General features: G+C 54.6%; 15 protein-coding genes and 1 pseudogene. 11 read left to right on the forward strand and 5 right to left on the reverse strand.

Going from position 1 to position 13927, the window contains the following annotated elements:
- Positions 1-115 precede the first annotated feature (115 nt).
- From HMPREF9623_RS10115 to HMPREF9623_RS10150, 8 genes are all read left to right on the forward strand, one after another.
- Entirely contained in the window at positions 116-538 is a 423-nt protein-coding gene (locus tag HMPREF9623_RS10115; protein WP_002586616.1) for a sigma-70 RNA polymerase sigma factor region 4 domain-containing protein, read from the forward strand.
- Positions 531-743: a helix-turn-helix domain-containing protein gene (locus HMPREF9623_RS10120; RefSeq protein WP_002586615.1), complete on the forward strand. Its 213-nt coding sequence runs from the start codon at positions 531-533 to the stop codon at positions 741-743. Before HMPREF9623_RS10115 ends, HMPREF9623_RS10120 begins: the two co-directional genes overlap by 8 nt.
- 497 nt (positions 744-1240) lie before the next feature.
- Positions 1241-1639 (forward strand): plasmid mobilization protein, encoded by a 399-nt coding sequence (locus HMPREF9623_RS10125; protein ID WP_002596229.1) that lies wholly within the window; start codon positions 1241-1243, stop codon positions 1637-1639.
- Positions 1611-3236: a relaxase/mobilization nuclease domain-containing protein gene (locus HMPREF9623_RS10130; protein WP_002596230.1), complete on the forward strand. Its 1626-nt coding sequence runs from the start codon at positions 1611-1613 to the stop codon at positions 3234-3236. The genes HMPREF9623_RS10125 and HMPREF9623_RS10130 overlap by 29 nt, the downstream gene beginning before the upstream one ends.
- Positions 3226-3612 carry a cysteine-rich VLP domain-containing protein gene (locus tag HMPREF9623_RS10135; RefSeq protein WP_002596231.1) on the forward strand — a complete coding sequence of 129 codons (387 nt, stop codon included), beginning with the start codon at positions 3226-3228 and terminating at the stop codon, positions 3610-3612. Before HMPREF9623_RS10130 ends, HMPREF9623_RS10135 begins: the two co-directional genes overlap by 11 nt.
- Positions 3613-3744: 132 nt before the next feature.
- Positions 3745-4479 (forward strand): replication initiator protein A, encoded by a 735-nt coding sequence (locus HMPREF9623_RS10140; RefSeq protein WP_087325174.1) that lies wholly within the window; start codon positions 3745-3747, stop codon positions 4477-4479.
- Complete coding sequence (locus tag HMPREF9623_RS10145) at positions 4476-5318, forward strand: ATP-binding protein (protein WP_002596233.1); 843 nt, start codon at positions 4476-4478, stop codon at positions 5316-5318. The genes HMPREF9623_RS10140 and HMPREF9623_RS10145 overlap by 4 nt, the downstream gene beginning before the upstream one ends.
- Positions 5319-5332: 14 nt before the next feature.
- On the forward strand, positions 5333-5527 hold the full coding sequence (locus HMPREF9623_RS10150; RefSeq protein ID WP_002596234.1) for a transposon-encoded TnpW family protein: 195 nt from the start codon (positions 5333-5335) through the stop codon (positions 5525-5527).
- Positions 5528-5591: 64 nt separating this feature from the next.
- Here the strand turns inward: HMPREF9623_RS10150 and HMPREF9623_RS10155 are convergent, their stop codons facing one another.
- Positions 5592-5792: a hypothetical protein gene (locus tag HMPREF9623_RS10155; protein ID WP_002596235.1), complete on the reverse strand. Its 201-nt coding sequence runs from the start codon at positions 5790-5792 to the stop codon at positions 5592-5594.
- Between the two features lie 225 nt (positions 5793-6017).
- Between HMPREF9623_RS10155 and HMPREF9623_RS10160 the strand changes: the two genes are divergently transcribed.
- Together HMPREF9623_RS10160 and HMPREF9623_RS11935 are read left to right on the forward strand one after the other, a co-directional pair.
- Positions 6018-7634 carry a recombinase family protein gene (locus tag HMPREF9623_RS10160; protein ID WP_002596236.1) on the forward strand — a complete coding sequence of 539 codons (1617 nt, stop codon included), beginning with the start codon at positions 6018-6020 and terminating at the stop codon, positions 7632-7634.
- Positions 7635-7721: 87 nt separating this feature from the next.
- Positions 7722-7817 (forward strand): annotated as a pseudogene (locus tag HMPREF9623_RS11935) (Maff2 family mobile element protein); the annotation flags it as partial.
- 43 nt (positions 7818-7860) lie between these two features.
- On the opposite strand, the gene HMPREF9623_RS10170 reads toward HMPREF9623_RS11935, so the two are convergent.
- Entirely contained in the window at positions 7861-8745 is an 885-nt protein-coding gene (locus tag HMPREF9623_RS10170; protein ID WP_040800457.1) for an Abi family protein, read from the reverse strand.
- A gap of 114 nt (positions 8746-8859) precedes the next feature.
- Here HMPREF9623_RS10170 and HMPREF9623_RS12280 point away from each other — a divergent pair, with 114 nt between their 5' ends.
- Entirely contained in the window at positions 8860-9123 is a 264-nt protein-coding gene (locus HMPREF9623_RS12280) for an IS3 family transposase (protein ID WP_207635121.1), read from the forward strand.
- A gap of 107 nt (positions 9124-9230) precedes the next feature.
- Here HMPREF9623_RS12280 and malQ read toward each other — a convergent pair whose 3' ends face one another.
- The 3 genes from malQ to HMPREF9623_RS10190 all read right to left on the reverse strand — a co-directional run bounded on the left by malQ (position 9231) and on the right by HMPREF9623_RS10190 (position 13911).
- Positions 9231-10727: a 4-alpha-glucanotransferase gene (gene malQ, locus HMPREF9623_RS10180; RefSeq protein WP_009533777.1), complete on the reverse strand. Its 1497-nt coding sequence runs from the start codon at positions 10725-10727 to the stop codon at positions 9231-9233.
- A 17-nt stretch (positions 10728-10744) separates the two neighbouring features.
- Complete coding sequence (locus HMPREF9623_RS10185) at positions 10745-11596, reverse strand: endonuclease/exonuclease/phosphatase family protein (RefSeq protein ID WP_009533778.1); 852 nt, start codon at positions 11594-11596, stop codon at positions 10745-10747.
- 89 nt (positions 11597-11685) lie between these two features.
- The gene (locus HMPREF9623_RS10190) at positions 11686-13911 is read right to left on the reverse strand and encodes a PTS transporter subunit IIBC (protein ID WP_242822176.1); all 2226 of its coding nucleotides are present in this window, start codon (positions 13909-13911) and stop codon (positions 11686-11688) included.
- Positions 13912-13927: the final 16 nt, after the last annotated feature.

The raw sequence follows: 13927 nt of genomic DNA on the forward strand, positions 1-13927 counted from the left end.
AACGGCGCATATGCGCAGCCGTTGACAGCCCCGCCCGCCTTTGCTGGTAGGCAATCAAGGGGCGACAGCAAGAAGTGCCACCGCCCCGCACTATTATTCAGAAAGGGGAATTTCCATGACCGACCAGATAGCCTATCAAGAATATATCCAGCGCAGGTACAACGCCTTTTGCAAGACTGTTATCCGCTGTGCCGCCTTGGACAAGATTTTGAAGCTTAAACGGCAATGGGAACGGCAAGTTTCCCTTGACTATCTGATGAACGAGAAGTTTGTCCAGTTTGCCGCGTCGGAGCCGGACGAGGAATACCCATTTACCGTCTGCGGTCAGACCGTCCTGCTCTGCAACGCCGCCCTTGCCGACGCGATCTCTGTTTTGCCGGAGCAGACGCGGGAAGAAATCCTGCGCTATTACTTTCTGCGCCAGCCGCAGCGCGTGATCGGCGCGTGTATTGGCCGGTCACGCAGCACAGCGGGGCGGCATATCCAGCTTGCCTTGCAGCGGCTACGCGAAGAAATGGGGGTGAGCCGGTATGAGTAGACTTCTCCCCTATGAAACAATCCTCAAAGCCCGTGAGGGCGACCCAGAAGCCGTGAACGCTGTCCTGCTCCACTACGCCGGATATATCCGCTATTTCTCAAAAGTGAACGGGCAGGTCAACGCCGAGGTGGAGGACTATGTAAAGCAGCGGTTAATTGACTGTCAATTCAAGTTCCGGCTTGACGAACCACCGGACAAGTCATAAAAACTGAATACCAGCCGCCACCGACGCGGCCAGCGAAAGCAGTAAGTCTTGAAAAAGATTTACTGCTTTTTTTGTTGTCCGGCTCCGCTCCCGGCCATTTTGCCCCCTGCCGGTTGTAGTAGTAAGCGAGGAGGGAATTTTTCTGCCCTGGTGTTTGGCATTTGGAGCATTTACCCGTAGTAGAGGGCAAAGAGAAAGGATTTCTCCAACACCGGGTAGAAACCACTGCGTCCGGTGTCATTTTAGCGAAAGCGGGCAGGAATGCCCTTTACAGGATTAGTAGTAGCAGAAAAAGAGAAACAAACTTTTGTGGTTGCAGTTTTCCAAAAAAGTGGCGGACGGAAGTGAGAGAAAGTTTGCAGTCACGGAGAGCAAGTTTCTACCACGGTGCCAAAATCCGCAATTCTGCAGTTTTGCCCCTCGCGGGAAACTTGTTGGGGAGTGCCTTCCCCAAACCCTGCTCATGCGCCCTTACGGGCGAGAAAGGAGGTCACACCATGCGAAAGAAATACAACACGCCCCACCGCAGCCGCGTTGTGAAAACCCGGCTGTCCGAAGATGAGTATGCCGACTTCACAGCGCGGCTTGCGCCCTATGGTATCAGCCAGTCCGAATTTCTCCGGCAGGCGATACGGCGGGCGACCATACGCCCGGTTGTCCATGTGTCGTCGGTCAATGACGAGTTGCTTTCCGCTGTCGGGAAGCTGACAGCCGAGTACGGCAGGATCGGCGGCAACCTCAATCAGATTGCCCGGTATCTGAACGAATACGGCGTACCCTACAACACCCTTTCCGGCGAGGTACGCGCCGCCATATCCGACCTTGCCGTCCTCAAGTATGAAGTCCTCAAGAAAGTAGGTGACGCGGTTGGCAACACTCAAGCATATCAACTCTAAAAACGCCGACTACGGAGCCGCCGAGCAATATCTTCTCTTTGAGCATGACGAGTTTACCATGAAGCCCGTCCTTGATGAAACCGGCAGGCTTATCCCCCGCGAGGACTACCGGCTGTCCACGCTGAACTGCGACGGGGAGGATTTTGCCGTTGCGTGTATGCGGGCCAATCTCCGCTATCAGAAAAACCAGCGGCGGGAAGATGTGAAAAGCCACCACTACATCATCAGCTTTGACCCGCGGGACGGGCCGGACAACGGCCTGACCGTAGACCGGGCGCAGGCGTTGGGGGAACAATTCTGTAAAGAGCATTTTCCCGGCCACCAGGCCCTTGTCTGCACCCACCCGGACGGGCATAACCACAGCGGCAACATTCATGTGCATATCGTCATAAACAGCCTGCGGATTGAGGAAGTGCCGTTCCTGCCCTACATGGACAGGCCGGCCGATACGAAAGTCGGCTGCAAGCACCGATGTACCGACGCTGCCCTGCGCTACTTCAAATCCGAAGTCATGGAGATGTGCCACCGGGAGGGGCTTTATCAAATCGACCTCTTGAACGGCAGCAAGAACCGCGTCACCGACCGGGAGTATTGGGCGCAGAAAAAGGGACAGGCCGCGCTGGACAAGCAGAACGCCCCCATGATTGCCGATAGTATCACGCCCCGGCAGACCAAGTTTGAAACGAACAAGGAGAAGCTGCGGCAGACCCTACGGAAAGCCCTTGCCACCGCCGCCAGCTTTGACGAGTTTTCCTCTCTGTTGCTGCAGGAGGGTGTGACCGTCAAGGAGAGCCGGGGGCGGCTTTCCTACCTCACGCCGGACAGGACAAAGCCAATTACCGCCCGGAAGCTGGGCGACGATTTTGACCGCGCCGCTGTCTTTGCCGTTTTAGAGCAAAACGCCGCCAGAGCAGCCGAAGCGCCAGCCAGATCCCCCGATCCCCCACGCACCATAAAAGACCGCTTGCAGGTTGCCAGAGCCGAGATAGCCGCCCCGAAACAGGACGGAGTGCAGCGGCTTGTGGACATTGAGCAGAAAATGGCCGAGGGCAAAGGCCGGGGCTATGAACGCTGGGCGAAGATACACAATCTGAAGCAGGCCGCCAAAACGCTGTCCGTCTACCAGCAATACGGCTTTACTTCCCCGGAGCAGTTAGAAGCCGCCGTTGACACCGCCTATCAGAAAATGCGCCAGACCAGCGGCGAACTGAAAGCACTGGAAACGAAGCTGCAAGGGAAAAAGAAGTTGCAGCGGCAGGTGTTGGCCTACGCCCAGACCAAGGCCGCCCGCGACGGGCTGCGGGCACAGAAATCCGAGAAAGCCCGCGCCGCATACCGGCAGGCCCATGAGAGCGATTTTATCATAGCCGACGCAGCAGCCCGGTATTTCAAGGCGCATGGCATTACCAAGCTGCCCGCCCGGAAAGCGTTGCAGGCCGAGATCGAGCAGCTTATCTCCGAGAAAGACGGCCTGTATAACACCTATCACGAACAGAAACAGCGGTTCAAGGAGTTGCAGACCGTCAAGCGGAACATCGACCAGATTTTGCGCCGGGACGAGCCGCACCGCAGAAAGGAGCAGAGCCATGAGCGATAACCTGCCCCACATGGACTACCGCCAGCACCGGCGGGCGCGGCGGCTGGTACATGAGTGCTGTAACTACGATGAGGGGAACTGCCTGCTATTGGACGACGGGGAGCCTTGCGTGTGCGTCCAGAGCATTTCCTTTTCCCTCATGTGCCACTGGTTCCGTGTGGCTGTCCTGCCCCTTGACGGGGAGCTGGCCGCAGCCCTCTTGTGCCGGGGAAGCCGGAAACGGTGTGCCGTCTGCGGGGCGGCCTTTGTCCCCAAATCCAACCGGGGAAAATACTGCCCCGACTGCGCCGGGCGCATGAAGAAAATCAAAGCCGCCGAGAGAAAGCGGAAACAAAGGCAGAGATGTCACGCTTTAGAGCCTTTCAAACCCGCATAAATCAAGGCTTTTTTCGTGGGTGTCAAAGGGTACGCGATACATTTATCCTTTTCCCCCGGAAACGGCGTTTTAATGCGTGACAATACGCCAAAATCAACCCGAACACAGGGAGGTGATCCTATCGCTGATTATATCAGGGCAGACACGCGGCTGCCCGCCTATCTGCCGTATCCCCGTTTCCTGCTGAAAATGGAGATTTCACAGACCGCCAAGCTGCTGTATTCGCTGCTGTTAGACCGTTCCACCCTCTCCCAGAAAAACAAGTGGCTGGACGACGAGGGCAGGATTTATATTATCTATCCCATCGCGGAGATAGCAGAAATACTGGATAAAGGCAGCACCACCATCAAGGGGGCGCTTAATGAACTGGACACGGCGGGGCTGTTGGAACGGGAACGGGGCGGCTTCTCCGCACCGAACCGGCTTTATGTCAAAGTACCGCCAGTGCCACAGGTACAGTTTTCAGACCAACTGATGGCCGGAAGTCCGCCCCTCATAGAGCCGGAAAACCGTCCTACTGATGGTCAGAAAACCGACCTTATGATGGTCGGAAAACCGTCCCCTAACCAAACTACTATAAACAACCTTACAGAGAGCCAAACAAAGGGAGTGAGTGGGGGGCCGTCCGCGCCCTATGGCCGATATGGAAATATTTTTCTGTCACAGACCGAATACGACGAGTTGCAGGCAGAGTACCCTGACAGGCTGGAACGGTTCATCGAGGAAATGAGCCGCTACCTTGCCGCCAACGGGAAAAGCTACCAGAACTATGCCGCCGCCCTGCGGATATGGGCGGGGAACGACAAAAAGGAAGCCCCTAAAAAGGGCATACCAGACTACTCATGCAAGGAGGGCGAGAGTTTATGAAGAATGAAATCAACGCGGTTTTGGAGAATATGACGACCACCATCCCGGAGCCGGAGGACTACACCGGCGAGGACGGTTTACTGTACTGCGGCAAGTGCCGCAAGCCGAAAGAAGCCTATTTTGCGCCGGATAAGGCCGCTATCTTCGGGCGCGACCGCCACCCGGCAGAGTGCGACTGCCAGAGAACCGCCCGCGAGGAACGGGAAGCCGCCGAAAAGCGGCGCAGACACCTTGACACCGTGGAAGAACTGAAACGCCGGGGCTTTACCGACCCCACCATGCGGGACTGGACTTTCGAGAACGACAACGGCAGGAACCCGCAGACCGGGCTTGCCCGCCGGTATGTGGAGCATTGGGAAGATATGCGGACAGACAATATCGGCTGCCTGTTCTGGGGCGGCGTAGGCACCGGCAAAAGCTACCTTGCAGGCTGTATCGCAAACGCCCTCATGGAGAAAGAAATCCCCGTCCGCATGACGAACTTTGCTCTTATCCTCAATGACCTTGCCGCCAGCTTTGAGGGGCGCAACGAGTACATTTCCCGCCTTTGTCGTTATCCGCTGCTGATCCTTGACGACTTCGGCATGGAACGCGGGACGGAATACGGGCTGGAACAGGTGTTCAATGTGATTGACAGCCGTTACCGCAGCGGCAAGCCGCTGATCGTCACGACCAACCTTACGCTGGACGACCTGCACAACCCGGAGGACACCGCCCATTCCCGGATTTATGACCGCCTGCTTTCCATGTGCGTCCCGGTACGCTTTACCGGCGACAACTTCCGGCAGGAAACCGCCAAGCGGAAAATGGAGAGCATGAAGAAACTGATTACCGACTGAAAGGAGTATTGCCTATGGCAGATAACAAGCAGCACGACACCCGCACCACCCGCCGCCCTGACTGTGTGACGGAAATCCGCATGGGCAATTCCGTCCTTGTCGTGTCCGGCTATTTCAAGAAAGACACCACAACCACAGCCGCCGACAAAATGGCGCGGGTACTGGAAGCGGAAGCCGCTGCTACACAGGAGCCGACTTATCCGGCGTGAACCGGGGCATGGAAAAGCGGCCATGCCAGGGAGCATGACCGCTGGAACGAAAATCGGAAGTGCTTTAGCAATTCTTAATCTCATTCTCTATAAAATAATTTGCAATTTCAAAGGCTTTTATTCTTCTCTTTGCCAATGTGATTTGTGATTTATAACGCTCGGAATTATCCTTTGATTCAAATGTTTTTACTGTTTCTCTTAGCTTGTGCAGAGTTGAATCAATTTGCCTTTTGGCCGCGGTTAATTCATCTATTGTATACTTCATGTTTTCTCCTTTAACTTCTGATTTTTTTGTTAAATCAGAGTATACCACGGAGTTATGAACTTTTCTACTGCAAATATGGGACGACAACCCATACCATAAAAATCGGAAAATTGAAAAGCTGTAAAGAAGCAAATTTAACGCTTTTGCCGCTGTACAGCCCCCGCCGTTCCGTGGTACAATGAAACCACGGAATAGTGGGGCTGGCTGTCGGAAACGGAGGATTTTATGTTAAGACAAGCCACCCAAAACCTCATTACCGCCCTTTATCCGAGATTGTCCCACGAGGATGAATTGCAAGGCGAGAGTAATTCCATATCGAACCAAAAAAGGATACTCGAAACCTACGCAAAACAGAACGGCTTTACCAATCTGCGCTGGTACACCGACGACGGTTTTTCCGGCGCGAACTTCCAGCGGCCCGGATTTCAAGCCATGCTTGCGGACATTGAAGCCGGGAAAGTGGGTACGGTCATCGTCAAGGACATGAGCCGGTTAGGGCGAAACTACTTGCAGGTAGGGTTTTACACGGAAATGCTGTTCCCTCAAAAGGGTGTGCGTTTTATCGCTGTCAACGATAATGTGGACAGTGCCAGCGAGGGCATGGACAACGATTTTACCCCGCTGCGAAATCTGTTCAATGAATGGCTGGTGAGAGATACGAGCAAGAAAATCAAGGCAGTGAAAAAGTCAAAAGGCATGAGCGGCAAGCCTGTTACCAGCAAGCCGGTTTACGGCTATGTGATGGACGAGGACGAGAATTTTATTATAGACGAGGAAGCCGCCCCGGTGGTGCAGCAGATTTACCAGCTTTGCCTTGCCGGGAACGGCCCGACCAAGATTGCCCGTATGCTGACGGAGCAGCAAATCCCCACGCCGGGGACGCTGGAATATCAGCGGACAGGCAGCACCCGCCGTTATCACCCAGGCTATGAGTGCAAATGGGCGACCAACACCGTCGTTCATATCCTCGAAAACCGAGAGTACACCGGATGTCTGGTGAACTTCAAAACGGAAAAGCCTTCTTATAAGGTCAAGCACAGCATAGAGAACCCCGTCGAGAAGCAGGCCATTTTCGAGAACCACCATGAGCCGATCATCGACAAGGAAACATGGGAACGGGTGCAGGAGTTACGCAAACAGCGCAAACGCCCGAACCGCTACGATGAAGTGGGGCTGTTCTCCGGGATTTTGTTCTGCGCCGACTGCGGCCATGTGCTGTATCAGCAGCGGTATCAGAACAAAGACCGCAAACAGGACTGCTACATCTGCGGCAGCTACAAGAAGCGCACCCGCAACTGTACGGCGCACTTTATCCGCACCGATCTGTTGACCGCTGGTGTCCTGGCAAATCTCCGGCAAGTGACCGAATACGCAGCCAAGCATGAGAGCCGGTTTGTGAAACTACTTGTCCAGCAGAACGAGATCGGCGGCAAGCGAAAGACCGCCGCAGCCATCAAGCAGCTTGAACAGGCGCAGGAACGCATTTCTGAAATCAGCCGCATTATCAAGCGGCTGTATGAGGACAATGTAAACGGCAAAATCAGCGATGAGCGTTTCATGGAACTGTCGGCTGACTACGAAGCCGAGCAAGCGGAGCTGAAAAAGAGAGCCGCCGCCCTGCAAGCCGAACTGGACAAGTCACAGGCAGCTACCGTCAACGCCGAGAAATTTATGGGCATTGTCCGCAAGCACCTTGCCTTTGAAGAACTGACCCCCACTCTCTTGCGGGAAATGATCGAGAAAATTGTGGTGCATGAGTGCAGCTATGATGAGAACGGCACCCGCAGGCAGGACATTGAGATTTATTACAGCTTTGTCGGCAAGATTGACTTGCCCGAATAACCGCCCGACCTATCCGACACAATGGCCAAGTGTCGGATAGGAACGGCAAAATTTTTTGCACTTCTATTGCTTCTTTATCACACATAAGCAAAGTCGCAGGGCATGAAGCAGCTGATGGCAGGCGGAGGTGTCGCGCTCATCGGTATCACGCTGGTGCCCCAGCTTGCCGGTCTTTTCGGTTGACTAAAACGGGAGGCGGGGATAATTCCCCGCCTCCCGTTGAACTTCATAGGATGTTCTTGTAATTTTTCGGGAATCCGATTAAAGAAAGGTCGACAATGTCTTTATATTTTTCAAGAATAGCGAAGAGATCTCCTTGGAAATTACTTTTCTGCTCTGATGTTGGCAGACGCCATTTGAGCACAAGCAGATACGCAAAGAGAGAAGAGCTGCTGACCGATGGGTGATCGTTCAAAAATTTTCTTGAAAGATGCGCGGGCGGGTTGTAACGGACATTCATGAGACGTCCTGCATGAGAGCACTTGTTTCGGAGTACGGCCAAGCAGTGAAGCTGGTTTCCCAGTGTCCTAAATCCAACTCCAAAGTTCTTTGAGATTCGTTTTTGCGAAGATTCGAACATCGCTTTGTAGAGCTTGGAAACGCTTGAAAATGACATTAGTTCCATCATTACCCACAAGGGCATTTTGCCTTCATATTTCTCACTGTGGTGCTTAACGATGAGGCTGTCTGCGTAGTAGGATTGTTCCTTCCCAAAGTTCTGCATGATGTGCTGGAAGCCCTTTTCGTTGTAGTAATTGGCCTCATTGTAATGCTGATCATAGGGAGGTGTCATGCACTTTTCAAGTGCGAAAGAGTTTGCAATCTGTGTCTTACAGTAGGTCTCTACGATTTCCAGATAACCGCGTAGCATTTGTCGCATATCGGCATCGAAATCATATAGCTTCTTAATTTCTGAGAAGGTATGAGATGTGGCAAGATTGCTACTTTCAGCTTCTTTGCGGAATTGCAACGCGTATCCCGTCAGCTTGTAATAATTTACGTGACTGAGGTATTCTTCTACAGCTTTTTTCTCAGCATCCTTGATTATAATGCCGTGCTCGTTCAGCTTTTCCACCTGTTCCGAGAAAGTCAGCGGTTTCTTCAGGTTCATGTCTGTTCCCCAATTCACAAGTAAAATAAAAGGCTGAACCAAGAGGTTCAGCCTGGTCCCCGACACACATTACCTCGGGCAACTCTGTTGAGTAGATAATAACAGAAAAGTGAAGTGAATTCAAGGATAAGGGCAAAATTAACATCATATGAAGCAGAGTATGTCCAGAGCGCCCATTGTACCGACAATGGGCCGATGGAAGGTTTTTGGGGTATTTTGAAGCGGGAAATGTACTATGGCAAGAAGTTCACCTCAAAAGGAGACCTAATTACTGCTGTTGAATCCTACATCAGGTATTACAACACAGAGCGGATCCAGCGGAAGATGCATCTGATGACACCTGCGGAATTCCATGATTATTTCGATGCTGCGGCATAAGAATACCGCCAGCCGATTATTGCTCTGACTGGCGGTAAAGAGCTTTTTAATTATTCACTGTCCTCTTGACGGGTAGCACACCATTGCGGCAGCTCCCTCCTCTTTTCTCATTTTCCGATCCTTCCGTACCGCTTCGTGATCTCATACAGCGTCTTCACTTCCTTCTCTCCGAATTCATCCTTCAGAAGACGCCATTTCCAGTTGTTTCCGTAGGTGGAAGGAGCGTTCATCCTTGCCTCGTTTCCGTACCCCAGAAGGTCCTGCATGGGGATGATGCAGAGTCTGCTGACGCTTCGCATGGCGGCGCAGATCAGGGGTATGTGCATCCCGGCGTCGGGAGTCGTATGGTCGCAGAAATAGTCTCTGACTGCCTCCTTCTCCTCCGGCTTCAGGCCCTCGGAAAACCAGCCGGTCACCGTCTCGTTGTCATGGGTGCCGGTGTAGACCACACTGTTCTTTTCGTAATTGTGGGGAAGGTAATCCTCCGCACAGCCGGAATCTCTTGAGTCAAAGGCAAATTCCAGGACCTTCATCCCGGGATAGCCGCTGTCCTTCACCAGCTGCCGGACACTGTCCGTCACATACCCCAGATCCTCCGCGATGATCTCCCGTCCCGGGAAGGCTTCCGAGACCTTCCGGAACAGATCCATGCCGGGTCCCTTCTCCCAATGGCCTGCTCTTGCGTCCTCCGCACCGGCAGGAATGGAAAAATATTCATCGAAGCCGCGGAAATGGTCGATCCGCATCACATCATAAATATCAAAGCAGTTTTTAAGACGTTTCAGCCACCAGGCAAAACAGGTCTTTTTGTGATAGTCCCAGTCATAGAGCGGGTTGCCCCAGAGCTGTCCCACAGCGCTGAAGCCATCCGGCGGGCAGCCCGCCGCCGCGGTCTGTCGGCGGTTTTCATCCAGCTGGAAAAGTTCCGGATCCGCCCAGACGTCTGAACTGTCCAGGGATACATAGATCGGGATGTCTCCGATGATCCGTATTCCCCTCCGGTTCACGTAGTCCTTCAGCTGCATCCACTCTTCGTAAAACTCAAACTGCAGGAAACTGCAGAAACCGATGCCTTCCTCCAGGCGTTCCCGCGCCGCGGCCAAGGCTTCCGGATCCCTGAGTCTCAGCGGATCTTCCCATTCGTACCAGGGCCTTCCTCCGTTCTCTTCCTTCAGAGCCATGAACAGCGCGTAGTCCGGAAGCCATTCCGTCTTCTCCGTGAACGCCCGGAACTTCTCATTCTCTTCGATCCGGCTGTTTCTGTACGCCTTCCGGAGCAGCTCATAGCGGCGTTGGTACTGCAGCACGTAATCCACACCGCGCGGGTCGGAAGAAAGGCCGGCTTCGCGGCAGTCCGCCTCAGTGATCCATCCCTTTTCCACCAGCGTCTCAGGTGAAATGTAGTAAGGGTTGCCCGCGAAGGTGGAGAAGGACTGGTACGGTGAATCTCCGTATCCCACCGGCCCCAGCGGCAGGATCTGCCAGTAACTCTGGCCCGCCTCTGAAAGGCGGTCCGCAAACTCATATGCTTCCCTGCTGAAGCAGCCGATCCCGTATTCGGAAGGAAGGCTGCTGATGGCAAGAAGAATTCCACTTTCTCTCATGCTGTCTGCTCCCTTATTCATTCGATCACCGCCAGGACTCCGAAATGGTCGGAAAGCACCGGCCCGCTGATCCCGTTCAGGACCACCTTTGACTGAAGCACCCTGTGCCTTTTTGCGGTCCAGATATAATCCAGGCGCATGCCCGTATGTTCACCGTCCCTCCATCCGTCGATGTTTCCCGGAACGGTGATGCCGCTGTCTTTTATTTCGGCATCCTCATAACTGTCCCGCCACCCGAGGTCCAGGACCATGTCCCTTCCCTCTCCGCGGATCGCTGCGGGACTGTTGAAATCTCCCATAAGGAAACTGTCAGAACCGTCCTGCGGACGAAGCTTCCTTTCGCGGAGCGCCTTCTGCAGCCGTTCCATCTGCCCCCGGAAGTTTTCCTCCGGATCATTCCACCATCCCATGTGGACGCTCAAAAAGGCAGGCCCGTCAGCGGTGCAGGCCGCCAGCGCCTTCCGGGTCTTCCAGTTGGAGAAGTCCCGGACGCCGGAAATATAGAAACTGTCCGCGCCTGTAACAGGGCGGCGGCTGAAGATGGCCAGACCCTCATTGTATTTTCCGTACCCGAGCTTCGCTCCGGTCCAGGTCCACCAGTACTCCTGCTGCAGGCCCTGAAGTTCCTCCGCCAGGATCAGCGCACAGTTATCCTCCCGGACGCGGGAGTCCGGTCCGGCCGGCACCCAATGCATGGGGAGGGGGCCGGAGACCACCGGCCTGTCCTCCTCTTCACTGCATTCCTGGATCGCCGCGGCATCGATCTCTTCTTCCTTCATAAATGCCGCCAGCGCCTTCATCTTCTGATGATAAAGTTCCGGTTCAAAGTCACTTCCATGGCTGTGAATATTGATAGTAAGCAGTCTCATAGTTCTTTCCTCTGCGTATTGAGCAAAATCTGCCCGGTGAGCAGGCTCCCCGTTCATATTTCACTCATTTTTTCCGGGGTGCTGAATTGTTACAGGATATCGTTGATATCCGATTTCAGCACGTCCGCCTTGGGTCCGTAAATTGCCTGGATGCCGTTGTCTTTCTTCACAAGGCCCATGGCGCCCTCTGCCTTCCACGCCGGAAGTTCAGCCACCTTGGAGAGATCCTTCACTGTCACGCGGAGCCTGGTCATGCAGGCGTCCACAAATTCAATGTTCTCCCGTCCGCCAAGGAGGGCGATGATACGCTCGGGCTGGCTGTTCCCGCCCGCTGCGTTTCCTGCCGCGCCGGCAGCGGGGCCTGCCTCTTCCTTGCCTTCGTCATCCATGTAGTTTCCCAGACGGCCCGGCGTAGCGTAGCCGAACTTTCCGATCATGAAATACGCCACAAAGTAACCGATCGCAAAGAAGACGACCACGCAGATCACAAAGTTTACCAGGTCCCCGGCAAGCCCTGCCTTCAGCGCCATGGGAACGCGGGTCAGGAACTCCAGGTTCCCGAAGGAATGAAGCCTGAGGTGGATAATGCCGGCCATGGCGAACGCGCAGCCCTGGAGAACTGCGTACACCCCGTAGAGCGGCAGTGCGCAGAACATAAACATGAACTCCAGAGGTTCCGTGACACCGGTCAGGAAGACCGCGGCCGCAGTGGAGATCATCATGGACTTGTACTTTGCCCTGTGCTCCGGCTCCACCCGGCGGTAGATCGCCAGGGCGATGCCGAGAAGAAGGCCTGTGGCGCCGATCATCTGGCCAACCTTGAAGCGGGCAGGCGTCACCGTGGTGAGGAGGTTCGTATAGGCAGCGGTATCGCCCGCGTTCTTAAAGTTGATGAGATCCGTGGTCCAGGCGAGCCAAAGCGGATCCTGTCCGAACACCTGGGTCCCGGCGCTGCTTCCCGTAAGGATCGTGTAGGTGCCTCCGAAAGAGGTATAGTTCATGGGAATGGTCAGCATGTGGTGCAGGCCGAAGGGGAGCAGCAGACGCTCCAGAGTGCCGTAGATAAACGGGGCAAGAATGGGGGAGGTGGAGCTGGAGTTCGCGATCCACACACCGAAATCATTGATGCCGCCCTGGACCACCGGCCACACTACGCTTAAGATGATCGCCGTCACCGTAGAGTAGAAGATCACCACCAGGGGAACAAATCTCTTGCCGTTAAAGAAAGACAGCGCGTCCGGAAGATTCCGGAAGTTATAATACTTATTGTATGCGTTGGCGCCCACGAAACCGGCGATAATACCTACGAACACGCCCATGTTCAGCGCGGGCCTTCCCAGGATGCCGACAAAGTAATCCTTCACCAGGATCTCTTTTCCGAGCAGCGTGTGGGTGACTGCCGTCGGATCTTCCAGCATGGCCGAGCTCACACCCAGCATGGCGCCGGTGACGACATTGATGAGACAGAAAGCAATGACTGCGGCAAAGGCGCCTCCTGCTTTCTCCTTCGCCCAGGAACCGCCGATGGCGGCAGCAAACAGGATGTGCAGGTTTCCGATGATCGCCCAGCCGATCTGGGCCATGGTATTGCCCGCCATGAGGCCGAAGCCTTCCGGGAAGCACATCGTCAGCATGTTGCCGAGACTGATCATCAGACCCGCGGCGGGCATGACCGCGATCACGGTCATGAGGGACTTGCCGAGCTTCTGCAGGAAGTCAAAGTCGATGGGGAACTTCTTTTTGGCGGAGGGTGCTGCCGCAGCTGCCTTGCCTGCCGGCTGTGCGTCCGAGGGGTCCGCTTTCTGCGCATCTCCATCCGCGGCGGCTGCCGCATCCACGCTGATCTCCGCAGTCATGATCTCTTCCCCATGGCGGATCTCTCCTGTCTTTACAGAGAAGCTTCCCTCCTCTGCTCCGTCTGTCACCAGCACCGGCGTCACCGTGTTGATGCCCTTTGACTTCAGGAAGTCCATATCCGCTGTACAGAGAAGCTGACCCGCTTTCACTCTGTCCCCCACCTTCACCTTCGGGGAGAACCCTTCTCCCCGAAGGTTCACGGTCTCAAGGCCAAAGTGGACGATCATTTCGATCCCGGCGTCAGACCGGATTCCGTATGCATGAAGGCTCTCCGGAATAGAGACGATCTCGCCGTCTATCGGGCTGTAAATGTTTCCATTCTCAGGAATCACGGCTGCGCCGTCTCCCAGCACCTTTTCCGCGAAAACCTCATCCGGCACTTCCTCCAGCGGTATCACCCTGCCATCCAGAGGGGACAGTATCAACATCCTACTCATTTCCTGCTCCTTTCTGTTCATTTCCCTTCTCTTTTTA

The organism is Stomatobaculum longum (assembly GCA_000242235.1).
Taxonomy (GTDB): domain Bacteria; phylum Bacillota; class Clostridia; order Lachnospirales; family Lachnospiraceae; genus Moryella; species Moryella longum.

Coding starts and splice junctions, on each gene's coding strand:
- HMPREF9623_RS10115 (WP_002586616.1), top strand. CDS start 116: ATGACCGACCAGATAGCCTATCAAGAATATATCCAGCGCAGGTACAAC.
- HMPREF9623_RS10120 (WP_002586615.1), top strand. CDS start 531: ATGAGTAGACTTCTCCCCTATGAAACAATCCTCAAAGCCCGTGAGGGC.
- HMPREF9623_RS10125 (WP_002596229.1), top strand. CDS start 1,241: ATGCGAAAGAAATACAACACGCCCCACCGCAGCCGCGTTGTGAAAACC.
- HMPREF9623_RS10135 (WP_002596231.1), top strand. CDS start 3,226: ATGAGCGATAACCTGCCCCACATGGACTACCGCCAGCACCGGCGGGCG.
- HMPREF9623_RS10145 (WP_002596233.1), top strand. CDS start 4,476: ATGAAGAATGAAATCAACGCGGTTTTGGAGAATATGACGACCACCATC.
- HMPREF9623_RS10150 (WP_002596234.1), top strand. CDS start 5,333: ATGGCAGATAACAAGCAGCACGACACCCGCACCACCCGCCGCCCTGAC.
- HMPREF9623_RS10155 (WP_002596235.1), bottom strand. CDS start 5,792: ATGAAGTATACAATAGATGAATTAACCGCGGCCAAAAGGCAAATTGAT.
- HMPREF9623_RS10160 (WP_002596236.1), top strand. CDS start 6,018: ATGTTAAGACAAGCCACCCAAAACCTCATTACCGCCCTTTATCCGAGA.
- HMPREF9623_RS10170 (WP_040800457.1), bottom strand. CDS start 8,745: ATGAACCTGAAGAAACCGCTGACTTTCTCGGAACAGGTGGAAAAGCTG.
- malQ (WP_009533777.1), bottom strand. CDS start 10,727: ATGAGAGAAAGTGGAATTCTTCTTGCCATCAGCAGCCTTCCTTCCGAA.
- HMPREF9623_RS10185 (WP_009533778.1), bottom strand. CDS start 11,596: ATGAGACTGCTTACTATCAATATTCACAGCCATGGAAGTGACTTTGAA.
- HMPREF9623_RS10190 (WP_242822176.1), bottom strand. CDS start 13,911: ATGAACAGAAAGGAGCAGGAAATGAGTAGGATGTTGATACTGTCCCCT.